The organism is Vibrio lentus (genome assembly GCF_030409755.1).
Lineage (GTDB): Bacteria > Pseudomonadota > Gammaproteobacteria > Enterobacterales > Vibrionaceae > Vibrio > Vibrio lentus.
The window spans coordinates 1,072,829-1,096,755 of sequence record NZ_JAUFQE010000001.1 but is presented as its reverse complement, the minus strand read 5'-3'; the positions used below and the strand labels follow the sequence as shown (position 1 = coordinate 1,096,755).

Annotated in this window: 27 protein-coding genes; 13 read left to right on the top strand and 14 right to left on the bottom strand. The window is 43.6% G+C overall.

Annotated elements, in window-relative coordinates; translation table 11 throughout:
* Positions 1-11 precede the first annotated feature (11 nt).
* A complete protein-coding gene (locus QWZ07_RS04535; RefSeq protein ID WP_192853638.1) occupies positions 12-950 on the bottom strand; it encodes a LysR substrate-binding domain-containing protein in 939 nt (312 codons plus the stop codon).
* 106 nt (positions 951-1,056) lie between these two features.
* On the opposite strand from QWZ07_RS04535, the gene QWZ07_RS04530 reads away from it, so the two are divergent.
* The 3 genes from QWZ07_RS04530 (at position 1,057) to QWZ07_RS04520 (ending at position 2,874) form a co-directional block, all read left to right on the top strand.
* The gene (locus QWZ07_RS04530; RefSeq protein ID WP_102559074.1) at positions 1,057-1,359 is read left to right on the top strand and encodes a putative quinol monooxygenase; all 303 of its coding nucleotides are present in this window, start codon (positions 1,057-1,059) and stop codon (positions 1,357-1,359) included.
* Positions 1,360-1,362: 3 nt separating this feature from the next.
* Positions 1,363-2,337 carry a Gfo/Idh/MocA family protein gene (locus QWZ07_RS04525; RefSeq protein WP_192853639.1) on the top strand — a complete coding sequence of 325 codons (975 nt, stop codon included), beginning with the start codon at positions 1,363-1,365 and terminating at the stop codon, positions 2,335-2,337.
* 198 nt (positions 2,338-2,535) lie between these two features.
* Complete coding sequence (locus QWZ07_RS04520; protein ID WP_102541992.1) at positions 2,536-2,874, top strand: Fis family transcriptional regulator; 339 nt, start codon at positions 2,536-2,538, stop codon at positions 2,872-2,874.
* Between the two features lie 86 nt (positions 2,875-2,960).
* Here QWZ07_RS04520 and QWZ07_RS04515 read toward each other — a convergent pair whose 3' ends face one another.
* Positions 2,961-3,860, bottom strand: coding sequence for an AraC family transcriptional regulator (locus QWZ07_RS04515; RefSeq protein ID WP_192853640.1), 900 nt, complete (start codon positions 3,858-3,860; stop codon positions 2,961-2,963).
* A gap of 499 nt (positions 3,861-4,359) precedes the next feature.
* Between QWZ07_RS04515 and QWZ07_RS04510 the strand changes: the two genes are divergently transcribed.
* A complete protein-coding gene (locus tag QWZ07_RS04510; RefSeq protein WP_192853641.1) occupies positions 4,360-6,591 on the top strand; it encodes a hypothetical protein in 2,232 nt (743 codons plus the stop codon).
* A gap of 102 nt (positions 6,592-6,693) precedes the next feature.
* On the opposite strand, the gene QWZ07_RS04505 is transcribed toward QWZ07_RS04510, so the two are convergent.
* The 4 genes from QWZ07_RS04505 to ulaR all read right to left on the bottom strand — a co-directional run bounded on the left by QWZ07_RS04505 (position 6,694) and on the right by ulaR (position 9,578).
* Positions 6,694-7,155 carry a hypothetical protein gene (locus QWZ07_RS04505; RefSeq protein WP_017108894.1) on the bottom strand — a complete coding sequence of 154 codons (462 nt, stop codon included), beginning with the start codon at positions 7,153-7,155 and terminating at the stop codon, positions 6,694-6,696.
* Between the two features lie 168 nt (positions 7,156-7,323).
* The gene (locus QWZ07_RS04500) at positions 7,324-7,566 is read right to left on the bottom strand and encodes a hypothetical protein (protein ID WP_192853642.1); all 243 of its coding nucleotides are present in this window, start codon (positions 7,564-7,566) and stop codon (positions 7,324-7,326) included.
* Positions 7,567-7,634: 68 nt separating this feature from the next.
* Complete coding sequence (ulaG, locus tag QWZ07_RS04495; protein ID WP_017089479.1) at positions 7,635-8,702, bottom strand: L-ascorbate 6-phosphate lactonase; 1,068 nt, start codon at positions 8,700-8,702, stop codon at positions 7,635-7,637.
* Positions 8,703-8,822: 120 nt separating this feature from the next.
* Positions 8,823-9,578 (bottom strand): HTH-type transcriptional regulator UlaR, encoded by a 756-nt coding sequence (ulaR, locus tag QWZ07_RS04490; protein ID WP_052879211.1) that lies wholly within the window; start codon positions 9,576-9,578, stop codon positions 8,823-8,825.
* Positions 9,579-9,918: 340 nt separating this feature from the next.
* Here ulaR and QWZ07_RS04485 point away from each other — a divergent pair, with 340 nt between their 5' ends.
* The 6 genes from QWZ07_RS04485 (at position 9,919) to QWZ07_RS04460 (ending at position 15,439) form a co-directional block, all read left to right on the top strand.
* Entirely contained in the window at positions 9,919-11,721 is a 1,803-nt protein-coding gene (locus QWZ07_RS04485; RefSeq protein WP_192853643.1) for a PTS ascorbate-specific subunit IIBC, read from the top strand.
* Positions 11,722-11,787: 66 nt separating this feature from the next.
* On the top strand, positions 11,788-12,255 hold the full coding sequence (locus QWZ07_RS04480) for a PTS sugar transporter subunit IIA (protein WP_017092749.1): 468 nt from the start codon (positions 11,788-11,790) through the stop codon (positions 12,253-12,255).
* A 10-nt stretch (positions 12,256-12,265) separates the two neighbouring features.
* Positions 12,266-12,964 (top strand): L-ribulose-5-phosphate 4-epimerase, encoded by a 699-nt coding sequence (locus QWZ07_RS04475; protein ID WP_016787381.1) that lies wholly within the window; start codon positions 12,266-12,268, stop codon positions 12,962-12,964.
* Positions 12,965-13,075: 111 nt separating this feature from the next.
* Positions 13,076-13,897: a pyridoxal phosphatase gene (locus QWZ07_RS04470; RefSeq protein ID WP_192853644.1), complete on the top strand. Its 822-nt coding sequence runs from the start codon at positions 13,076-13,078 to the stop codon at positions 13,895-13,897.
* 4 nt (positions 13,898-13,901) lie between these two features.
* Positions 13,902-14,549, top strand: a complete 648-nt coding sequence (locus QWZ07_RS04465; RefSeq protein ID WP_009845897.1) for a 3-keto-L-gulonate-6-phosphate decarboxylase UlaD — start codon at positions 13,902-13,904, stop codon at positions 14,547-14,549.
* A gap of 8 nt (positions 14,550-14,557) precedes the next feature.
* Positions 14,558-15,439, top strand: coding sequence for an L-ribulose-5-phosphate 3-epimerase (locus tag QWZ07_RS04460; protein WP_192853645.1), 882 nt, complete (start codon positions 14,558-14,560; stop codon positions 15,437-15,439).
* A 162-nt stretch (positions 15,440-15,601) separates the two neighbouring features.
* Here the strand turns inward: QWZ07_RS04460 and QWZ07_RS04455 are convergent, their stop codons facing one another.
* Positions 15,602-15,811 carry a hypothetical protein gene (locus tag QWZ07_RS04455; protein WP_009845895.1) on the bottom strand — a complete coding sequence of 70 codons (210 nt, stop codon included), beginning with the start codon at positions 15,809-15,811 and terminating at the stop codon, positions 15,602-15,604.
* Positions 15,812-16,057: 246 nt separating this feature from the next.
* On the opposite strand from QWZ07_RS04455, the gene QWZ07_RS04450 reads away from it, so the two are divergent.
* The 3 genes from QWZ07_RS04450 (at position 16,058) to QWZ07_RS04440 (ending at position 17,740) form a co-directional block, all read left to right on the top strand.
* Entirely contained in the window at positions 16,058-16,657 is a 600-nt protein-coding gene (locus QWZ07_RS04450) for an HAD family hydrolase (protein ID WP_192853646.1), read from the top strand.
* A gap of 36 nt (positions 16,658-16,693) precedes the next feature.
* Positions 16,694-17,365 (top strand): ribulose-phosphate 3-epimerase, encoded by a 672-nt coding sequence (gene rpe, locus QWZ07_RS04445; protein WP_192853647.1) that lies wholly within the window; start codon positions 16,694-16,696, stop codon positions 17,363-17,365.
* Positions 17,366-17,602: 237 nt separating this feature from the next.
* Positions 17,603-17,740 (top strand): hypothetical protein, encoded by a 138-nt coding sequence (locus tag QWZ07_RS04440; protein WP_012600138.1) that lies wholly within the window; start codon positions 17,603-17,605, stop codon positions 17,738-17,740.
* 211 nt (positions 17,741-17,951) lie between these two features.
* On the opposite strand, the gene QWZ07_RS04435 is transcribed toward QWZ07_RS04440, so the two are convergent.
* The 7 genes from QWZ07_RS04435 to QWZ07_RS04405 form a co-directional block, all read right to left on the bottom strand.
* Positions 17,952-19,151 (bottom strand): MFS transporter, encoded by a 1,200-nt coding sequence (locus tag QWZ07_RS04435; protein WP_192853648.1) that lies wholly within the window; start codon positions 19,149-19,151, stop codon positions 17,952-17,954.
* 89 nt (positions 19,152-19,240) lie between these two features.
* Complete coding sequence (locus QWZ07_RS04430) at positions 19,241-19,564, bottom strand: hypothetical protein (protein ID WP_009845890.1); 324 nt, start codon at positions 19,562-19,564, stop codon at positions 19,241-19,243.
* Positions 19,565-19,574: 10 nt separating this feature from the next.
* Positions 19,575-20,444: an L-ribulose-5-phosphate 3-epimerase gene (locus tag QWZ07_RS04425; protein WP_017092757.1), complete on the bottom strand. Its 870-nt coding sequence runs from the start codon at positions 20,442-20,444 to the stop codon at positions 19,575-19,577.
* 9 nt (positions 20,445-20,453) lie between these two features.
* Positions 20,454-21,212, bottom strand: a complete 759-nt coding sequence (locus tag QWZ07_RS04420; protein WP_017092758.1) for an IclR family transcriptional regulator — start codon at positions 21,210-21,212, stop codon at positions 20,454-20,456.
* A gap of 7 nt (positions 21,213-21,219) precedes the next feature.
* Positions 21,220-21,927, bottom strand: coding sequence for a 3-keto-L-gulonate-6-phosphate decarboxylase UlaD (locus QWZ07_RS04415; RefSeq protein WP_264158529.1), 708 nt, complete (start codon positions 21,925-21,927; stop codon positions 21,220-21,222).
* Positions 21,920-23,413, bottom strand: a complete 1,494-nt coding sequence (locus QWZ07_RS04410) for an FGGY-family carbohydrate kinase (RefSeq protein WP_192853649.1) — start codon at positions 23,411-23,413, stop codon at positions 21,920-21,922. The genes QWZ07_RS04415 and QWZ07_RS04410 overlap by 8 nt, the downstream gene beginning before the upstream one ends.
* On the bottom strand, positions 23,413-23,901 hold the full coding sequence (locus QWZ07_RS04405) for a NanQ anomerase/TabA/YiaL family protein (protein WP_009845885.1): 489 nt from the start codon (positions 23,899-23,901) through the stop codon (positions 23,413-23,415). The genes QWZ07_RS04410 and QWZ07_RS04405 overlap by 1 nt, the downstream gene beginning before the upstream one ends.
* Positions 23,902-23,927: the final 26 nt, after the last annotated feature.

Genomic DNA, 23,927 nt, shown 5'->3' with positions numbered 1-23,927 from the left:
AAAGCGCTTAGTTACTCAGAAAGAGTGGCTAACAAGAATTCGACAAAGGTTCGGTTCTTCAACGACAGTTGCTTGGTTTTGTAGAGTAAGTGAATCGGTTTGGGTAACGGTGCCATGCCGGGCAAGATCTCCAATAGCATTCCACGCTCAATTTCTTCTGCAACTAAGATAGTCGGCTGTAACAAGACGCCTACGCCTTGAAGGGCAGCATATCGCAATACATCCCCATTATTCGACATCAAACGTACTTGCCCTTTATTCACCGCGCTATGTGTTGCTTGGTAGTTCTGAGGGGCTAGGAGTTGCGATTCACTGTTTTGCGTATTACGAATTTGTGAATCACGACCATTCACATCACGACGACTGCTATAGCTGAATCCAAGCGATGGGTGTTGTGCGAGATCTTCCAACACGCAGATCTCAGCATGTTGGTTAAGGTACTCAGGAGCCGCGCAGTAACACATCTCATAATCCCCTAAGTATCTGGCGACTAAACTGGAGTCAGACAGCTCACCAATTCGCACAATCAAATCAATATCGGATGAATAAGGATCGACAAGATCGTTGTTCAACACGAGTTCGACATTAATCGTCGGGTGATGCGCGAGGAACTTAGCCACAATCGGGGCAAGCACCTTGTTCCCATAGGTGACCGGGCAGTTTATCTTTACCGTCCCTTGTGGCTGGTTCTCCAAGGTTTGAATTAGGTTTTCAGCATTGCTGATGTCTTCGAGAATTCGCTTACATTCTCGATAATAAAGTTGACCTGAATCGGTTAAAGACTGCTTACGCGTGGTGCGATGAATCAGTTGAGAGTTGAGGCTCGTTTCAAGGTGGTGGACATGTTTACTGATCATGGTTGCCGACAAGTTGAAGTGGTTGGCGGCACTGCGAAAGCTGCCTTGCTCTACCACGTAAATGAAGACTTTCATGCTGGTTAACTTATCCATTGAACACTCTCGGTTGATAAATAATAAACAAAAGGAGAGTTTATCAATTATTAGGGGTTAATTATATTAATGGCAAACCGATAATTAACTAAAATAAGAGCGTGAAATGCCTCAAACGAATGAAGCCATCTTTGTTACTGCCGAACTTAAGATTAAAACCAACATTGATCGTGAGGCTGCGATTGAAGCCATCGAACAGTTTTGCCTAGATATGCAGAGTGAGCCGGGCTGCTTACAAGCGATTGCAACTTATGATCAAAACCAAAGCGATCGTGTGATTTTGCTTGAGCAATACGCAAACCGTGAAGCAATCAATCAGCATTTTGTGATGCCGCATACTCAAGCGTTTATTGAGCGTGATATAACGGAATTAGTACAAGCATTTGAAACTCATAAGAAGGAGATCTAAGCCATGAAATGGGGAATCCTAGGAACCAGCTTTATCTCAGGCGTAATGGCGGATGCGATCAAAGGCGATGCACAAAGCGAGCTGTATGCCGTCGCAGGGCGCACAGAGAAAACACTGAACGAGTTTGTAGCCCAATACCAACCAACACTGATCTTCAACAACTATGAAGCCTTGATTGAAGACGAGTCAGTCGACATTATCTACATCGCGTTACCTAACCACGTTCACCACGAATACGTGATTAAAGCCGCTCAAAAAGGCAAAGCGATCTTGTGTGAAAAATCGTTATCGGTTGATATGGAAAAAACTGAGCAAGCTCTGCAAGCGGTGGAAGCATCTGGCGTGTTCTTCGCAGAAGGTTTGATGTATCTAAACCATCCACTTATCGCTAAGCTTCATCAAGAGTTGGCGACAGGTGAGATTGGCGAAGTGCGCTCGATCCAAGGTTCCTACGTTGCGGCGATTGACCAGTTCGTTAACCCTGCGAGCAAAGGCGCGTTGTACAACTTAGGTTGTTACCCAATGTCGCTGATTCATTCTGTTGCGCAGCAGCAATTTGGCGAGAGCGTGTTCGATGATGTGCAGATCTCAGCAATCGGTCGACGAGGCCAAGATGGCAATATCTGTGAATCATCGGCGATGATACGCTTCAACGACCACTTCACTGCTCAAATCCATACTGCAGAGGACCACGGCTTAAAGCATGGTTTTACGATTCTAGGTAGTAAAGGCTGTATCACTCTCGACACAAATCCATGGCTACCGACTGCAGAAAACACGTTTACGGTTGAGATCTATGAAACGTCGACCCGTGAAGTGAAAGTCGAAGCGCAAGGCGATGGCTTCCATTATCAAGTGCGTAATATTCGCCAAGCGGTTGAGCGAGGTGACACACAACTTGCTGCGCCAATGGCGACTCATCAAGACTCTCGGGTAATCATGAAGTTACTGACGGATTGGGAACAAGCGGCAAGCTGAGATCTTCGTAAATTCTATATTCGTCTCATGTTTGATTGCCTCATCAGTGATCAAGCATGAGGTGTTTCTCTAATCCCTCTAGCCCATGCTCCTCAATAAATACTTTGCATTTGAAACAGCCACAGTGTCCAATGTCGCTTAAGACAATATTGACCGAAAAACCTTATTTTTTAAGGTGTTAAATAGGAACTTTGCTTCATGCGCAAATCAGATAAGAAGATCGAAAATCAAATCAGAGACGTGTTAACGGACGTGTGTGAAGATACGTTGAAAAGCTACGATGGTTTTCTTTGGGTGACTCATACGGTCAATTTCTCTTCATTCCCGCAAAGTTTGAAAATCGTCTGCGTATTCGATACCAATCAGGATAGAACGAACTTCTTAGACGGAGGAGGTCAGCAGGAGGTCTCTGTTGCTATCCAAAAGGCGTTTAGTCAGGTTGGGATTACATTGAAGAATATCGATAAGCACGTCAGTTACGATACACAAGAAAATTGCGACCGCGACCATCAAGGGAAGTGGAACCATAGACTTTAAGAAGCTTTCGTAAGAGTCCTTATTGGTTCGTTAACTAAAGAACGAAAGCCTACGCGAGGCAGGCTTTGTTACTGAATTTTTTTTTGTTATTTAATTGCGGTGCAGAAGCTAACGTCTGAATGCTGAGTTTGTTGATCGTAGCTGTGGTAAAGCTCAAAGCAAGGTCGGTCTTCGGTTTCGATGCCGGACTCTATGACCTTACTCATCAGGTCGTCCCACGCTTTAGCGTATTGGCTTGGCTCGGTGATGGTTTGGCGCATCACTGCATATTGTCCGCCGGGAAAATCTTTCAATTCGATCCCATTTGGTACTTCAGTGTCGTCTGAAACCATCAAGCAGATGTCAGTACGGCATTTATCGTTCGGCGTGATTTCTGGATTGTCATGATAGATAAAGATGCAGCTGTTACCCGCTAACCCTTTCATTTCGGCCCATTGATAAAGACGACCACTTGGTTCTTCATAACCCTGTCCATAGGGGCCTGTCACTCGTACATACGCTAGTTTTGACGGTTCGAATTGTTGCGTTTTCATTGTCCTACTCCATGTTGTTGGTTCGGAGTCAGTATATGAATTGCCTGCGGTTGCTGCGTTTCCATTCTTGCGCAACGTGTGTCCAATCTTGCTACTTCGTGTCAACTCAGAAAACGCTTGGTAATCTTCACAATCACGAAATGCCGTAGGAGTTACTCCAAAGTGCTGTTTGAATGCTTTGGCCAAGCTTTGCGAGGACGAGAAACCATATTCCAGTGCGATATTCAGGACTGGTTGCTTGGATTTGAAAAGATCATCAGCTGCGGATTCAAGCCTCAGTCGCCTGATGAAATCAGCAAGCGTCTCGCCTTGAACGGCTTTAAAGGTGCGATGAAAATGGTAGGGTGAAAAGTTGGCTAACGCCGCGACTTCGATTAGGTTGAGTGGCTCGTTAAAGTGTTTCTCTAAATAGCGGACAACGGGAATCAGCCGCTTATGATAGTCAACGTACATTGCTTTATTTACCACTCTCTATCGTCATCGTTCCTATATAGCTTCCGAGACTAACCTATCCCAATTGAGTTTCAATAGAGTGGCATTGAAATTGAGATTAGATGCAGTAAATCCAGTTCCCGCGTTCCGTTTTCCTTCGACCAACAAGATTAACCTATCCCAAACTGAGTTGCCTTTTTGGTTATCGTGCGTTCACTGTTCGTTCGACTTAATTCTCATAATGAGAAAAAGTGAAGCAGAGAATCGTGACAATCGAATACTTGGCTTGTCAGCAAAATTAAGATTATAAGTTTTTAGCTTTCTTTCTAACATACTGACTTAAATCGGGTATTCCAAGTCGTTTTTGGATAGCAAGTTAACAAGACACCTTGACGCTTGATCAATACACATTTCTAACCGATACTTTTTTCGTATTTTGATTCCTAAATTGACACGTAAGTTGGCTGACTTTTCGTCTCGTATTTCGAGTAACGGCTGTATCGATTAGGACAATTTAATAATGAAAACCTACATTTTATGGTTACTAGCTCTCATTCCTTCATACCTAACCGCTAGTTACTCTTTTGCTGCTGGCACTGCGATTGTTTTACCTGGATTACATCAGCAGGCTGTTGATTTAGACAACTCTCCAATGTCTGAACGTGAAATTATTGATTGGGAAATTACCAATAACGACATCGTGTTTGGCTCTTATGCAGACAAATCTGACAATGAACGAGTTACTGCGATTGGTTACATGTACAACCAAAAGTTGGAACTCAACTCTGGTTGGCTAGAAGACGATCTTCGTAATAACGCAGCGCTAAATGGCGTTAATTTTGAAGATTTCTTCCTGCACTTCTCTGAAGATACTGTGATTGCTGAAGTCGACAAAACTCACGGTGAAAACACTCTCCTAAATCGCAAGCCCATGATCGTCGGTTATACCGCAAGTGAAGACCATGCGGGCTTTTGGCTCTATCAACAACCGCCTTGGGATGTTGATGTGTTTGAAAATTTCGAACAAGGCGGTGCGCTTTATGTGTATCACGCCGAGCAGTTCGACAGGTTGACGCTGAAGTTCTCTCAATTTGCCTCGGGTGGTCAGTTTTGGCTTGAGTATCCAACTGAAGTTGATGCCCATGGGCAGGTTTCACAATGGTCTGTGTTGGATTTAAAGAAAGACAAAACCATTAATATGACTAAGAACCAATCAGTGCTATGGGATCTTCCATCTGATTGGGTTAGGGCAACCACACACGATGGTAGCGGCGCCAGCTATGGCAGCGGTCAGTATTTTGGCTCGACTTTTGTACGCGATGGCGGACGTTTGTATGTGGTGAGAATCCGTTGGCAAGGTGATAACGCAGATGAGAGGCCGCACCTTAAAGATGTGAAGTTGAGAAACAGTTTTCCGGTGGTGAAGGTAACCAATGCACCGGAAGTCACACTAGATGGAAGTGCAATCAGCCAGTGGCGTAAGATCCGTGGTTTTGATGTCTCGGCCGACATTAATCAAGACAATTACTTGTCACAAAGTGAATATAAAAATCGCACCAATAAAAAAGCCACCGCTCGATTTCGTTGGGAGTCTCGTGTGGTGCCATTCGGGCGAATGTGGAGCCAGAACTCTTCATGGGCACTGACTAACGTTGCTAATCCTGACTACTTATCGGCGGTTCACGCTTACTATCAGCAAAGCTGGGCTGAGCAGGGGCTAAATGGCGCTTACAATGATGACACCAACAAGTTGCTTGGCGAAAACCAGTTCTATGTTCATTCGGGCGGCACTGTTCAAGAGCTTGGGTTGATTGCTGGCTCGCCAGAAGCGGATCAGCTTTATAAAACACAATTTGCTCACTTCCTAAAAAGCCTCGCTTCACTCAATAGTGATGCTCTCATTGCTTTGAATATTGGAACGGCCAATTTGTTTGGTCGTAATGGTCAATCTCATCTTGTTGAGGCTGGTTCCTTGTACCTCAGAGAGCATTATTTGTTCCCGTCTACAGGCTTTAGTGGCTATTCAGGTATCTCTAAATCTTGGGATAACTCCGCATTGGCGTATGCCGATCAAAGTGTGATTTTCCAAGCGACGACTCGTTTTGGTAGGGTTCAGTTCTTTGGAAGCAGTGAACAGAACTGGAAACAGGACCAATATTCAGCGTTGGCTATTTATTATCTTAATCATCACGCGCAACACAGCTATTTTAATCAATGGAACAATGGCTATGTCTATGGGAGTGACAACACGACTCAAGACAATTTCTGGAAGAGTGGGGTACCCAAAAACGTCGCCTATCAACCCAGTTCGTTATTGGCTGTCGATTTAGGTGAGCCTAACGCACGAATACCTGACGGTTTTAATGCCATTCCTTTGATGATGTCGACCAGTACACCAGAGTCTGCGGATTACACCATCGTTGGTGATTCGTCGATGAATGAAGTCGTGCACGCCGACCTACCCAATGGACTGACTCACCTGTCTCCCACGCACACCTATTTCTTGTATCAGTCTGCACGTTCAGTCGTGGCTGGTGGCCCTGAGGATATGGTATTGGCAAGAGAGTTTAGCAGTGGACGAGTGCTATATCGCACTGATTTCCACGGTAAGAATATGAGCTTTTATGAAACGCCAAAGCTGACGATTACATTGGATGTGCCAATGAAGCCCGTCGATGAAAATGGCAACATCGGTGAGTATGTGACTGAGATTCAAATTGGCGGTTATGAGGGGCTGTTTTTGCTCTATTAGAGTTTAGTTAGAGAGTATTAGAGAGTATTAGAGAGTATTAGAGAGTACTTGAGCTAGGGTGAATACGAATTAGCGTTATTTTGAACTCACGCTAATTCGAGCTTAAGTTCGTGAAATCAGCTTGTTGCTTTTACACTGTTTGAACTCTTTGGCGATCCAAGATTGTTCGTTTAAACCGTTGTCGATCAATGCAAATAAATAACCATCGACTTTGCTTGAGGCTGCCGGATATTCTTGAAAAACATGCTTTGGATAACCGGGGTAATCGGTCTCATATTTCTTGTCTAGTTGCTTGCCAAGTTTACGCCATTTGACGAACAACTCGGAAGAGGATGTCTCAACTTGGTATTGACCTAAAATGCGTTGGTGGTGAGTTAATGCCACCTTAGCGCAGTGGTTGGTTTGCACTACTTTTTGTATCAATTTAACCTGCGTGTCAGTCATGGTTTTCGCAAGCGCATTTTCTTGTCTGATACGTTCCATTCGCTTATTAAATGTTTCGGCCTGTGCAGGAAGCACAAAAGTAAGTGGTAAAGCCAATGGCAAAAGGTACTTGTAGAACATAACCAGACTCGCTGAAGGGATTTGTGACCATTATGCCGTCTGATGACAATATTATTAATGAATATAAACGCTTAATTGTAAGAATTATTTTTGTCGAGTGGATAAGGGAATGTTTCGGAGCGGGTAATCAAGTCTGGAACGCTTGATATCAAGTCTCTAGATACGAGATTACAAATGTTGAATATCAATGGAGTGATAAGGGAAGCCGATTGCTTTTGCCGCGTTCAACAACGCCTGTTGAGTCTTAAACACTCTAGGTTGCATCTTTCTGTCGGACTCGAGAAAACTGTTCACGCCCCATTTGTTACTCTTCACCATTAAGTAATAACCATTGGCTCCTGGTGAAACGACACCAATTGCGGCTTTAAGGTCGCCACGACTAAAGTGGCTTTTGAACTCACGCAAGACCATATCAATATCCTTATTCGATGATTAAAAAAGGGAGCGAATCGCTCCCTAGATAATGTTGATCTTAATGATTACAAGAATGCGCGGTATGGCAGTTCTGGGTCATTTTTAAAGATATCTGCAAAACCACGGAAGTGTTGGTAGTGCATGCGACCTTTATCTGTTGGGTAAGTGTATCGACCACCGACTTGCCAGAAGAAAGGTGCGAAGCCGTATTGCAGACGTTCTTTCTTCATGTTCCACAGCATTTCAATTTCACGTGGGTCATTTTGGAAGTTAGCCCAGATATCGTGGTGGAAAGGAACCACGACTTCACAATCCAACGATTCAGCGGCACGTAAAATGTCTGAAGATGTCATTTTGTCAGTCACGCCACGTGGGTTCTCACCGTAAGAAAGCAGTGCAACGTCGATCTTGTGGTCATTACCGTGCTTAGCGTAGTAGTTTGAGTAGTGAGAATCACCAGAGTGGTAAACTGAACCGCCTGTCGTTTCTACTAGGTAGTTCACTGCACGATCGTCCATGCCACCTAAGATATCAGTGTCTAAAGAAGAAGTGCCTTCAGGAAGTGTCACAAGTGCAGTACGGTCGAATGCATCAAGAACCTTAATATTGACGTCTTTGATCTTAATCTCGTCGCCAACTTTCGCGATAACACAACGATCTTCTGGCACACCCCATTTCATCCATAAATCAACACACGCTTTAGGACCAATGAATTTAACGTGCTCACCACAGTTTTGTAGAACGGCTGCAGCAACGTTGATGTCAATGTGGTCGCCGTGATCATGAGATGCCATAACCGCATCGATCTCTTTAATAGCGAAAGGGTCCAATGGGAAGATTGCAGTACGTAGGTTTGGCTGAAGTGCTTCAACACCGCCCATACGCATCATTTGGTGCTGGTTTTTCATTTTTTGAACAGCTTGTGTTTTTTTACCAGTACCACACCAGAAGTCCATTGATAGGTTTGCACCACCTTCCGATTTTAGCCAAATACCTGTACAGCCAAGCCACCACATAGAAAATGTATTCGGTTGCACGACAGTTTGCTCGATCTCTTCATTTAACCATGTGCCCCACTCAGGGAATGTATTTAGAATCCAAGACTCGCGAGTGATTTCGTTTACGTTGCTCATGATAATACCTTTTATTTCAATAATTTGATTAATTTTGGATGTAGGGAGCCGAGCGCCTTAATTTTGATTAAGGCACTGAGCTAAATTTATTATTATTGGTGGGCTAGTTAGCCCTTCGATTTAAACTAGGATGACTTGCGTCCCTTGAGCTTCAATCCGCTTAACGACTTCGGGGTTGGCATCTTTACCAGTGATGACGATGTCTATTTGCTTGGTGCTGCAAAAGAGCATTCCGGTACGTTGTCCAACCTTTGAACTGTCGACAACAACAACGAGTTTATCGACTTGTTCAAGCATTTGTTGCTCGGCGACTGCGGTTAACATGTCGGCTTTGTAGAGCCCTGCATCGGTTAAGCCTTTACCAGAGGTAAACATCCAGTTTCCGGCATAACCACCTAATGAATTCGGTGCTGGGTTTAAAAAGATGTTCTGTGCTTTGTTGTATTGACCGCCAATGATGATGACATCGTCATGATCTTCGTTGATCAAGTAGCTTGCGAGTGGGAAGTAGTTCGTTACGATCTGTACATCTTCCCCACATAACTGTTGTCCAAGTAGGAACGCAGTAGAACCACAGTTGATCACAACGGTATCTCCAGCCTCGCAAAGTCCAGCTGCTGCTTGCGCAATCTCAGCTTTCTCTTCATAAAACTCAGTGCTGTTAATATTGAGTGGTGACCACTTTCTCTTCTGATTCTCTATTCGTTCAGCGCCATTTCGAACTTTTCTAAGTCGGCCAACTTCATCTAATTTAGCGATGTCACGTCTTGCAGTAGCAGGTGAAACACTAAATTTATCAATAATATGTGAGACGTTTATTGTCTGCATATCTTCTAATAGCGACACGATGCCGTTATGTCTTTGTACTTCATTCATATTTATCACTCTTTATGTCGTTGTGACAATTTGATGATTACTTTTGATTTGTTTTGATTCTAATAATCACCATCATGATTGTCAAACCACATTGCTATAAAAACTAGATCTTAATCACAATGATTTATAAGTCATTGATTTTATTTGATTTGTTGTTTTTTGGTGTGATCCGAAGCTCAATTAGGCACATTCTGGGTGTGGTTAATTGATATAAATCAAAGTAATCACAAGTGAGCATTGAATGATTACTTTTGATTGGTAAAGTCTAGTTCGTGAGCAAAACTAGACATCATCACATCCTACATACCATTAAAATTAAAAATTAATCAGGGGTAAAGATATGGAATTCTTATATGATATTTTCTATATTTTTTACAGTCAGGTAATGACCAAAGCACCGTTGCTACTCGGTCTTGTTACTTGTCTGGGTTACATTCTACTCAAGCGTGACGCAACAACTATTATCTCCGGCTCTATTAAAACCATCGTTGGTTTCATGATAGTGCAGGTAGGTGCAGGAACATTGGTAGCGGGTTTTAAACCGGTTATCGAGAAAATGAGTGAAATACATGGATTGACAGGGTCGGTGATTGACCCGTACACATCCATGATGTCCACCATGGAAACTATGGGCGACAATTACTCTTGGGTTGGTTATGCCGTATTAATGGCACTTGGGCTCAACATTCTACTTGTTGCCTTCCGCCGTATTACTGGTATCAGAACCATCATGCTGACGGGACATATCATGTTCCAGCAAGCTGGCCTCATTGCTGTTTTCTACTTCGTGCTTGGCGCAGGTATGTGGGAAACCATCATCTATTCTGCAATATTGATGGCGTTGTACTGGGGTATCTCGTCAAACATCATGTTCAAGCCGACTCAAGAAGTGACTGGCGGAGCGGGGTTCTCTATAGGTCACCAACAACAGTTTGCATCTTGGATAGCAACCAAGGTTGCTCCTAAGCTTGGCGACAAGAATGACAGCGTCGACCACATTAAACTGCCTAAATGGCTACATATTTTCCACGATAGCATTGCAGCGACAACACTCGTAATGACGGCTTTCTTTGGCATCATTCTTCTTTCGTTTGGTCTTGATAACCTTCAAGACATGGCAGGTAAAACACACTGGTTTATCTACATTTTCGAAACGGGTTTGAAATTCGCAGTAGCGATTCAAGTTATCGTCACCGGCGTTCGTATGTTCGTAGCGGAATTGTCCGAGGCCTTTAACGGTATTTCTCAACGTCTTATTCCTAACGCTGTGTTAGCAATCGATTGTGCAGCTATCTATGCATACTCTCCAAACGCAATGGTGTTCGGCTTCATGTGGGGTGCGGTTGGTCAATTCACCGCTGTTCTTGCAATGTTAGCGTTTGACGCACCAATCATGATCATCCCTGGCTTTATTCCAATGTTCTTCTCGAACGCAACCATTGGCGTGTTTGCTAACCACTTTGGTGGCTGGAAAGCAGTAATGAAGATTTGTTTCGTGATGGGCATCATCGAAGTGGTTGGTTCTGCTTGGGCAATCCACATCTTTGCTCAATCTGGTACTGAGTTTAATGGCTGGATGGGTATGGCTGACTGGGCTCTGGTATTCCCACCTATCATGCAAGGTATCTCAAGCTCTAGCATGTTCTTCTTTGTGATTTTGGCTCTGGCTGGTGTCTACATGTTCTTCGCTTCTAAGCAACTACGAGCTGAAGAAGACGCAGAAGCTGCCGCTGAAACAATGACCGCAGTAACACCTGAAGGCATTGAGGTTGAAGTTGCGGTTCCACAACAATCGACAGCAACTGCTCAAGCTCCTTCAGCTTCTACAACGGCAGCTGATCAGAAACCGGTTCGTGTCTTAGTGTGCTGTGGTTCAGGGCAAGGTTCTTCAATGATGTGTTCTAAGAAAATCAAAGAGTACTTAGACAAGAAAGGCATCCCAAGCTCGACCTTTAACAGCGCTATCACCGATTACAAATCGCACCTTGGTTCATTCGACATCATCGTTACTTCGGTTGCTCTTGCAGCGAAGATCACGGGCCTGCCGGAAGGTAAGCAACAGTTAGCGGTTAAGAACATGATTATGGTGAAAACTTTCGGTGACGAGCTTGTTTCCATCATCGAGAACAACTTCCATAAATAATGATAAGCGGCTCAGTGGTATCGCACTGCTGAGCCAATAAAAACAATTATATAAGTGAGCAATAACATGAACTTAAAAGAATCTCTTATCAAGAATAACTCTATCCTACTGAACGCAAAAGCCACTGACTGGAAAGCGGCGATCAAGCTAGGTACTGACGCATTGGTTAAAGCCGGTGTTGCTGAAGAGCGTTACTACGACGCGATTACCAAAGCGATTGGTGAAGAAGGCCCTTATATCTGTATTCACGATGCGTTCGCTCTGCCTCATTGCCGCCCTGAAGATGGTGTGATTCGTACCGGGTTTGCGTTAACCGTGCTGGAAACCCCGATTACTTTTGAAGGTGTTGATGAGCCTGTTGACGTACTGATCACGCTAGCGGGTAAAGATTCAGAAGAGCACATCGAAGGTACGATGCAAGTGGCGAACCTAATTGAATTCGATGAAGACTTCTCAAAACTTCGCGCATGCAAAAGCCCAGAAGAAGTGGCGCGTTTAATTGATGCTGCGTTACTGCAAGCGGAAGCAGCGTAAGGAGACAACTATGTCTAAATATAGCCAACTGAAACAACGCGTCTTAGAAGCCAATTTGCAGCTTCCGAAGTATGGTTTGGTGACATTCACTTGGGGTAATGTTTCTGAGTTTGACCGTACTAATGGCGTGATAGCGATTAAGCCATCAGGTGTCGAATACTGCGATATGACAGCTGAAGATATGGTGGTCGTCGATCTAGAAGGCAACATTGTTGAAGGGAAACTTAATCCTTCAAGTGATACCGCAACTCATTTAGAGCTTTACAAAGCTTTCCCTGAGGTCAGTGGCATTGTTCACACGCATTCACGCAGTGCCACAATTTGGGCACAAGCCGGTATCGATATTCCAGCCTTGGGCACTACTCATGCGGACTATTTCTACGGTGACATCCCATGTACACGTCGATTGTCTCACTCTGAAATTGCTGAAGAGTACGAGAAAAATACTGGCTTGGTGATCATTGAAGAGTTCAAGCAGCGTCGAATCGATCCAATGGCTGTTCCCAGCGTGATTGTTGCAGGACATGCGCCTTTCTCTTGGGGCAAAGACGCCAACGATGCGGTTCACAACGCGGTGGTATTAGAAGAAGTGTCTGCAATGGCGTTGGCAACGCGCACCTTGAATAGCGGCATCAAAATTCAGCCAGAACTATCCGACAAACACTACTTACGTAAGCACGGTGAAAATGCTTATTACGGCCAACAGTAAATCGGCTTTTTGTTTAAATAAGCCGTTTAAGTAAGCCGCTTAACGAGCTTCGACTCTAAGTAGTTTCAATATTGATTAGGCCCGACTTCAGGGAATAAGTGAGAGGACTCTATGTATAAAGTGCTGGCGTTAGATCTCGATGGAACCGTGTTAAAGGATGATCACACGATTCATCCAGAACTGAAAAAGGCGATCCAAGAAGCCAAACAAAGTTGTCATGTCGTGATTGTGACTGGTCGACACCACACAGCAGCACGACCTTATTACTACGAATTGGGGTTAGATACGCCAATCATCTGCTGTAACGGCACTTATGTTTATGACTATCAAACTGAAACGGTACTGACTCAAAACGCGATAGATAAAGACAAAGCGCTGACCTTCATCGATATGGCAGACGAGTTTCAGCTCAAAATGGTCATGTACATCACGCATGCCATGACGTACTCACACTACAACCCATTTGCCTACATGTTGGCATTGGAAAGTTGGGCAGAAACGGCACCAGAGCAGCATCGCCCTCAAATTTACCAAGTGGGATCATTCATTGAAACGGCTCAGCAAGCCGAACACGTTTGGAAGTTTGTGGTGGAAGGTAGCCAAGACTCAGTAGACCGTTTAATGCAACACCCATGGATAGAAGAGAACTTCAACGGTGAGCGTTCTTGGTCAAATCGAATCGACTTTGCTGCAAAAGGTAACAGTAAGGGCCTACGCCTTGCTGAATACATCGCAGAACTCGGTTATCAAGCCGATGACGTCATTGCCGTCGGTGATAACCACAATGACATTTCCATGCTCAAGTACGCCGGGTTAGGCGTAGCGATGCTCAATGCTGATGACATCGTCAAGTCACACGTTCAATGCGTGTGCTCAACAGATAACAACCATGATGGCTTAGCCCGTCTAATACGTAAACAAATTAAAGGATAACAACATGACTAAACCAATGATTCAGATCGCCCTAGACCAAACAAATCTTCCTGCTGCCATTGAAGTGGCAAACAACGTTGAAAGCTTCGTTGATGTGATTGAAGTGGGCACTATTTTGGCTTTCGCAGAAGGCATGACGGCGGTTTCTACGCTTCGTAAAAACCACCCAGACCATATCCTTGTATGCGATATGAAAACCACCGATGGCGGTGCTATTTTGGCTCGTATGGCATTCGAAGCGGGCGCTGATTGGATTACCGTTTCTGCTGCTGCACACATCGCAACCATTGGTGCATGTAAGAAAGTCGCTGATGAATTTAACGGTGAAATCCAAATCGAAATTTATGGTAACTGGACAATGGATGACGCTCAATCTTGGGTCGACCTAGGTATCTCTCAAGCTATCTATCACCGTTCTCGTGACGCTGAATTGGCTGGTGTGGGCTGGACTGAAGAAGATCTCGTGAAGATGCGTGCATTGTCTGAAATGGGCATAGAGCTTTCTATCACAGGCGGCATCGTGCCTGAAGACCTATACCTATTTGAAGGCATTAAGGCGAAAACCTTTATCGCAGGTCGCGCACTTGCGGGTGACAAAGGTAAAGAGACAGCAGAAGCACTAAAAGCTCAGATCGATCGCTACTGGAACTAGGAGGCGTTATGTATCAAAACTTGTTACGCCACCGTGTTGGGCTTTATGAGAAGGCTCTACCTAACAAACTCAGCTGGGAAGATAAACTTAAGCAAACCAAAGAACTCGGCTTTGATTTTCTTGAGATATCGGTAGACGAATCAGACGAGCGTCGCAGTCGACTAGATTGGAATGACGAAGAAGTGTATGCCTTGCGTCACCTGTGTGAAAAGCATGGTGTACCGCTGCAATCCATGTGTTTAAGCGCGCATCGCAAGTTCCCATTTGGTTCAGCAGATCCTGCGATTCGAGAACAAGCTATCATCCATATGGAAAAAGCTATCTCACTCGCTTACAAATTGGGTATTCGTACCATCCAATTGGCTGGGTATGACGTTTACTACGAGCCAGCCGATAAAGTGACTCACCACAGGTTCATTGAAGGAATGAAGCTTTCGGCGCGGTTGGCTGAAAGGTCGGGCGTAATGCTTGCTGTGGAAATCATGGATACCGATTACTTGAACTCTTTGAGTAAGTTCGAAGTGCTGAGTCGCGAAGTCAATTCACCGTATTTCACGGCGTATCCGGATGTGGGCAATATCTCTGGTTGGAATTACGACATAGTGACTGAGCTAAAACTGAGTAAGCCTCATATCACTCAGATCCACCTCAAAGACACTTATAAAGTGACTGACGAGTACAAAGGGCAGTTTCGAGACTTAGTGATTGGTGATGGTGAAGTTGACTTCAATGCCATTTTTGAAACGTTGAAAGAGACTGAGTGCGTTGTACCACTCGTGATCGAGATGTGGGCTCAAGATGAACGTTGGAAAGAGAACATTCTCACGGCACAAAAACGTTTGAATGATGTTTGTGTGCAAACGGGTGTTCCGAGATTGTTTGACCACTAGCTCTACTTAGAATGATTAACGGGTTTCTCTTTGCGTTCTCGATGCTCCTAACGAAAAGAGAAAATGCAGCATATTGCCCCCAATATGCTGCATTTTTATATCAACATGTCGCTCAAAACTTTTGAAGCTGAGGTTCTGTCAATTTTCAAATAGTGGCTGTTCTTAAACAGCGATCGTCACATGATCACGACCCACTTCAGCCATCTGAATCAGGTAGTCTGTGTGATACTTCTTTTTGATGACGATTTGGCTACCGATTTCAGCAACAATCTTTACCACTTCCAACGCATCAGAAGGATGCAATGAAGAGTCTTTTGAAATTTCGATATTAACGCCTAAATTTGCCAATTTGATGATGTCACTAGAATGCATGATGATGTCCAAGATGTTTGATTTTCGTGGACTATACCATCTTCAATTTATGCAACTCTACTTGGTTTAAGTAAAAATGGGTGAGATGTGCTCAAAATATGATTTCAATAGTAAAACAACGGCTTTTATTGCATCAATTCGTTTAATTGTCGGATTGTTGAATAAGATCATATTAAGACGATCATGAATAGGTTTTATGTATGGTGATTAGTAGTATGAGTCTCAAAACAATATGAGAGATTGACGATGCCAAAGTTAGATAAATATAAAGGAATTATTTTTGATCTCGATGGGACTCTGGTCAATTCTATGGTGGCACACGCTCATGCATGGGAACAAACTTGTCAGAAGTTTGGTATTCCCTACGACAAAGAGTGGCTCGATCAACTTGGTGGGATGCCATCGCGAAAAGTGACTCAAGAGATCCTTAAGCGTTACGATCTAACTCTTGATGCTCAACAAATTACTTCGGACAAAATTGCCAACTTTGAAGCCATTGAGCACAAAGGGGATGTTATTCCAGAAACCTATGCACTCTTACAGCAACAGTATCAGTTGAAAAAGATAGGCATCGGCACTGGTGCTCAAGCCAAGCATGCAAGGGCGATTTTAAAGACAACCGATATCCCATCAATGATACGTACGATTGTGACTTCCGATGACGTAGAAAATCACAAACCTAACCCGGATACTTTTCTAAAAGTCGCTAGCCAGTTAGAGCTTGAACCGAGCGATTGTGTGGTGTTTGAAGATACGATTATAGGCCAGCAAGCAGCGACATCGGCAGGCATGGATTGCTACATGGTTGAAAACGGGCAGATAACTAAATTTGTTCCAGCGAGCTAAATAGAATTTAACGATACAAAAATAACTAGGAAAAAAATGAAACAATATCTTATCGCACCTTCGATTCTTTCTGCCGATTTGGCGCGTCTTGGTGAGGATGTAGAACGTGTTCTCGCGGCTGGAGCTGATGTTATTCATTTTGATGTTATGGATAACCACTATGTCCCTAACCTGACTTTTGGTGCGCCAGTATTAAAGGCATTACGAGGCTATGGAATTACAGCGCCAATCGATGTGCATTTAATGGCGAAGCCTGTGGATCAACTGGTACCAGAGTTCGCTAAAGCGGGTGCGACTATGATTACTTTTCATGTCGAAGCATCAGAGCACATCGATCGTACTTTGCAGCTAATTAAAGAGCACGGTTGCCAAGCTGGTGTGGTACTAAACCCTGCAACGCCATTGAGTTACCTTGACTACATCATGGATAAAGTTGACCTGATATTGGTTATGTCGGTTAACCCAGGTTTCGGTGGTCAATCTTTTATCCCTGCCACACTCGATAAGCTGCGGTCAATCAGATCGCGCATTAATGAATCAGGTCGAAATATTCGTTTAGAAGTCGACGGTGGTGTGAAAGTTAACAACATAAAAGAGATTGCTGAAGCGGGTGCCGATATGTTCGTTGCGGGCTCTGCTATTTTTGATAGTGAAGATTATCAACAAGCTATCGATTCAATGCGAGCGGAGTTAGCTCAATTGAATTAAGTAGTGTATCGACTGCTGCATAAAGGCTCGAAGTGTTCTGTGTATCAGGCTTCGGGCTTTTTTGTATCTAATAGATGTTGATTTAATGAAAAACCCCGTGGAGTAAGGGAGGTTGCGTTGTTGGAGTTCTCTTCAGTTATAGCTTTTTTATTGTGTAATAAAACTACAGTTATTATTGACTTTGGTCACATAACGGCGCAAAATTGACCTCAGATCACATAACGATGAGAACACAGTATGAACGCTACAGTAATCACGAATGAAAACAACGTATCACTAGCAAAACCTTCAGTAATGAATGAAGTTCTATTTTTTGCTAAGTCTACCGTTATCATGGGTGCAATTATCCTACTTGTTGCTTCTGCTTGGGTTTAATTTCTTAAATAACCCGCGTTAAGTGTGATCAGTGGTGGTGATTAGCCACTCACTGATTCAAACTAACGTCAGAAGCACCAAATTCATTTCCTTATCTTTCTCCAGTTCACTTTCTCTATCTTCTAGGCCAATCAGGCCGACTTTTTAGTCATCGACTTAGTTACTGAATCAAGTGATTGACTAAACCAAGTTACCTATCTAAACCAACGGTTTAAACACGATGCTTTAAACTAGACCAGTACAAAACCATCATTAATACATACGCTAGTGCGGGCGCAATATAACTCGTGCTCAACGAAAGCTCATCAATCAAACTCGCCTGTACGAATGGTAAAACAACACCTCCAATTGAACACATAATGAGAATTGCTGCTCCTTGTGAGTTTTGCTTACCTGATGCATGTAGCGCTTGTGCGTAAATGATAGGGTAGAGCGCAGAATTACATAACCCTACGACAAGCATCAAATAGCCAATCCAAACATAATTTTGATAGACCGAAACGGCACTAATCAAAGCGGCAATAACGCAAGACAGTGAGAAGAGATAGTGCTTGTTTACAGTGTTTCCAAACTTGGCGAATAACACTCTTCCAACAAACATTAATACCCAATAAAGAGCGATGATCTGTGTTGCGAAGACCAAACCAAGGTCGCCATATTGCTGGTCGGCAAGATACGCAATAGTAAAAGTACCAAAACTGACCTCTACACCGATGTACAGCAACAGTACCAACGCTAACTTCATAAACTGCTGATTTTTAATTAGAAGCCTTAACCCTCGCCAAAAGCCAGTCATCTGTTTTGGTTTGATATCTGGAAGCGTCATTTTGCTAAAAAATACCAGTAAGCCGAAAAAGAACAGGGCGATGAATAAGAACAGATACGAAACTTGATGGGCGGTGTTGTCGACGTTAAAACTTGCTGCCACAAGAATGACAGCGGTAAGCACTAGCGGGCCAAGCACAGTGCCAACGGAGTTAGATGCTGTTGCTACACTTTGACGTATAACACTCTTATCGGGTGTCGAGAGAAGTGAAACGTAAGGTGAACTCACTACTTGAATTGCTGACACACCTGAGGCCATCAATAAGATCCCGATGAGTGTTGGAACAAGCTCTTCTCCTCGTACTAAATATGCCATGGCTAGACAGCCCAGAAGGCACCATATCAAGCAGAACTTCAGCGTAGTTCTATAGCCAATTTTTGCCATGACAAATGACGTTGGAAGCGACACCGTAATTCGGGTGATAAAAAAGGCCATGGGAAATAGCATCGCCATTTTATAATCGAGAGAGAAAGCTTCTTTGTAATGTGGAATTAGCGAGTTACTTGAAACGGTAATTAAACCCCAGATAAAAAAGATCAGAGACAGTAAGACCAGTGGGGCATCTTTTAACGGGAATACTCTCATAGTGATTCCTTATTGATAGCGATAAAAAAAGCAGAAGATGATCTTCTGCTTTTCGATTGAGACTTTACGGTGTATTGCCTATTAAGCTGTTAATCACGAACAAAATTGATGTGATGAACATGAATGTTGTATTTCTCAATAATCACTTTGGTCGCATGCATACTTTTGATTCGTTGCTCAGAATCCAAAGCAGCAGCCATTGCTGACTCGTTCTCGTAACTGTGTTGCATCATAAGCAGTAGGTTTTTATGGCTTTCAGCTTCAATCGCTTCAGGCTTATTCAGCGTTAACCCTTGGTTATTCGGGAATGTGCGAATAATAGGCGCGACTTCATTTTCCATGTATTGGTAGAAATCTTGTTTTTGTTCTTCAGTTAAATCAGCTTCAAAAAAAGCGGTGCGAAAAATAGTCATGGTCGTTTCCTTACAGTTCAAAGCCAGATTGGTTTGCGATAGATTTCAATGTTGCTTTCGCTTGTTTGATATCGTCTAACCAGTTGTCATTTTGAGCCCACATTTCAATCACTAATGGTGCGCTGTAATCAATTTCAGCGAGTGTTTTGAAAATAGCAGGGAAGTCGACTTGGCCTTCACCAATCACCAGATCTCTGAACTGACCTTTACAGGTCTCTGAAACTCGTAGTGTGTCTTTAAGGTGAACTTGTACTAGGTGATCGCGGCTCAATTTTAGCTCGGTACACACGTCGTAGTTCCAACCAGAAATATTGCCTACGTCTGGGTAAGCCATGAAGTAAGGTGATGGGATCTCGCGCTTAAGCACTTCAAACTTACTTAATGAGTTTAGGTACGGAGTGTCCATGATCTCTACACCTAACATGATGCCTGCACGCTCCGCCATTTTGGTGGCTTGTTGCATGCCTTCAATGAAGCGAGCGTGAGTTTCAGCCGATTGCGGTTCGTAATACACATCGTAGCCCGCCATTTGAATACAGCGAATACCAAGCTTGTAAGCCAATGAAATCGCTTTTTCCATGATGATCAGCGATTCAGTGCGAATAGCATCATCCATTGAGCCAAACGGAAACTTACGGTGTGCGCTTAGGCACATTGATTGGAAAGGCATTTGGTGCTTTTCACATAGACGGCGAAGCTCATAAATTTCGTCGTCTGACCAATCTAAACGAGCGCGGCGCTCATCGGTTTCATCCACTGAAATTTCTACAAAGTCGAAGCCAGCTTCTTTGGCGTGAATCAAACGCTCTTCCCATGTAAGGGTGGTTGGCATCGCTTTTTCGTAAATACCTAATCTGAATTTGTTTTTAGAATCAAACATTCTTTTTCCTTAAAAGAGTTGTTGTTCTATACGCGTTGTTATGTCTTGAATTCTGTTAGCAATTTCTTCGTAGCCGAGAGCTTTCATTTTTGGCGTAAGCGAAGAGACGCTAACCGCGTATACAGGAGAATTGTTCTTGTCAAAAATAGGGACAGCAACACAAGAAATACCCGCTTCATTCTCTTCATCATCGAGCGCATAACCACGGCTCTTAATTTTATCGAGAACACCAAAAAACTGAGACTTGTCGAGAATCGTGTTTTCAGTTAACGGCTTCATTGTGCTGACATTGCGTTTCCAATAGGTTTCTCGAACGCTGTCAGAGCTAAATGCTAGGTAACATTTACCTGCCGCTGAGCAGTACATTGGAGAATGCAGCCCTACGTAGGTTCGAGTTCTAAAGGAAGAATTAACGGGTTCAAACTTGTCTTTAAAAATGATGTTGTCAGCATCAAAAGAGAGGAAGTTAACCGTTTCATTCACATCGTCGAGTAGCTCAGATAGGTATGGCTTAACGGTGCCAGTGACATCAGAGTTGATAGCAGCGTGTCCAAGCTGAACCAACTTCATTGTTAAGCGATATTCTTTACCTGAACACATTTGAGCAACATAACCAGAGGCTTCAAACGTTGCTAAAATACGGTGGACAGATGACTTGTTGAAGCCAGTCCCTTCAGACACTTTTTGTAGCGAAACGCCATTAGGATAATTCCCAAGGAATTCCAATACGGTCAGTGCTTTAGACAACGATTTAATTTGCTCACTCATATATGTGCTACCAGTGTTTACCTATTTCAGTATGGAAGTTTTCTGCGATGTCACGTCCATTGCTACCAGCTAACGCTCGGCCAGCAATAAACGATTTTGCAGACAGATTCTTAAACAAATGCAGATCGTCAGGAACAATACCACCAGTAATGGATAGTTCAATTCCAATATCCGATAATTTCTGCATTTTTATCAAATCTTCTTCGGTCCAGCTCACACCAGCAAGTTCCGCATCACGAGAACGGTGATAAATTGCTTGTTTAATGCCCATGTCGACCCAAGCTTGCGCATCTTCCATTGTCCAGTGCCCATACAGCTCAATTTGCACTTCGCCGTCGAATTCATCCGTTACTTTCTTCGCTGAACGAATAGTTTCGATGTGTGCTGCTGCACTGACTGTTACCCAGTTAGCGCCTGCGTCCATCGCCAGACGCGTTAAAATGGCGCTGGCATCGGTGATTTTCATGTCACAGACAATGATGTGATTTGGGTATTTCTCTCGCAGAATCCTTACGCTGTTTACGCCATGAGCGAAGGCTAAAATAGTCCCGATTTCAATCACATCTAACTTATCTGCAACATGCTCTATTGAGGCTAATGCTGTGTCGATATCAGTGGCATCAAGTGCCATTTGTAGCAACGGCTTCGGTGATTTGAACAGGGGCTTAGATGATTCTAATAAAGATTTAGATGTTTTTAATACGGTGCTAGGCATCCATTTCATCCTCAAATTGTTTAAACAACTGCACCAGTCTTTGATAGTGCTTATATTTCTTTTGGTATATGTCGTAGTGTTCAGGATTCGGCTCGACACGTGACGTAGAATTAGTGATGGCTTGAGTACATTCTTCTAATGAAGCGAACTCACCTGCGCCGACCATTGCCATCATTGCGGCACCTAATGAGCCGGTTTCATCCACGTCTGATATTTCAACGGTCATGCCGGTAAGGTCAGCCAGCATTTGCATCCATACAGGGCTAGATGCAGGGCCGCCTGTCACTTTTAGTATGTTGGCTTTTGGAAAACGCTGACGCATACGTTCTAGGTGAATGTTGTGACAGAATAAAATGCCTTCCCAAATGGCTTGAATTAGGTGCCCTTTAGTATGGTGCGATTGCAGACCATAGAAGCCTGACTTTAGACCAAGCCCTTGGTTTGAACCGTAAAGGAATGGCACAAAGTAGATACTGCTTGATGCCGGATCTAATGCTTCGACTAACGCTTGATTTTGCTGGTGGTTAATCTGGCCATTTTCACCAAGGTAGTCGGCGAACCATTCATAATTGCCAGCAGAAGTTGGGCTCGCTTCATGAATGATGTATTCGTTATCGACGGCGTAATGGCCGTAAACAAAGTTGTGTGATTCTTGAGTCACTTGCTTTGAGATACCAGACGTGACCGCCCATGTGCCCATTACGTAATTCAGGGTATCTTCTGAAGAGTTGATTCCAGAACAGATCGCGGTAGACACAACATCAAACAAACCGCCGAACACCGGCGTACCTATTGCTAGTCCGGTTTCATTAGCAACGGCCGCAGTGATTTTCCCTGCTTGTTGCTGAGGTTTTACAACGGGTGGTAGCGCATCCCAAATTTCTTCGATGCCAAAGGTTTCCAAAAGTGCTTTGTCATACTCACCAGTGATGGAGTTGAAAAAATTACTTTCTGAAATATTGGTCAGTTCTGCTGCGACTTCGCCCGTTAAGCGATATCGAAGGTAGTCGTGAGACATCATCACTGCGCCAATGTTGTTGTATCGTTTGGCATCGTTTTCTTTGATCCAGCGAATAATCGATACAGGGTGACCTGTCCACAGTGTTTGCAGTGTGGTTGGATAGATCTCTTTTGCTTTACCCTGTTCTAGCCACTCTTTAACGATAGGCAGTGAACGCGAGTCAGAAGACATAATGCCGTGGCCGAGGTTTTGTCCCTCTTTATCAAGAAGGTAAACGCCTTTGCCTTGGGCTGAAATGCTCAAGCCTTTGATAGAGGTCGGTTCTACTTTTGTGGTCTCTAAAAGCTGCTTAATGACATCGACAGCGTTACCCCATAGTGCGTTTAGGTCGCGTTCTACCCAACCTTGTTTTTCGTTGATGACGCTCGCCGATACGCGGGCAAGACCTTGTTGTTCACCTTTTACGTTAAACAACGCGGCTTTCATAAAAGTCCCGCCAGAATCAATTCCAATGTAGTAATTCATTATTTGGCTTCCAGTAAATCGTTGTGAATCTTCACCACCAGTTTTCTTACCGGTTGACTGTCATCATTTTCAATATTGGTGATGTGCACGATATTTGGCGTGAATAAATAAAATTGATTGCGTTTTGCATGAATGAAGCTGAGTTCAATCCCAGGGTATTCGTAAAACTGAAGGTCACGTTCTTGGTTATAAGGTTGTGCGTTGCTGTGTTCGCCAGTGTCTATAGCCCATGCCATCACTTCAGAACCTTCGAGAATGATCTGCAAGTCAGAATGGTATTTATGGACTTCAGGTTGGAAGTTTCCTAGAGGCTCTTTGTCATATTCCAATACAACAAACCATGCCTGTTTTGAATCAAACCCAGGGAGTTCATGGCGACCTAATGCGAGTTTTTCTTGGTCGAGACTGTTCAAGTACTCAAGCACGTTTTGAATAACGACAGGGTACGACTTACTGATCTGCGTAGGTTGAGTATTTCCGACTAACATAAAAAATTCTCTTTAAATATAAACAG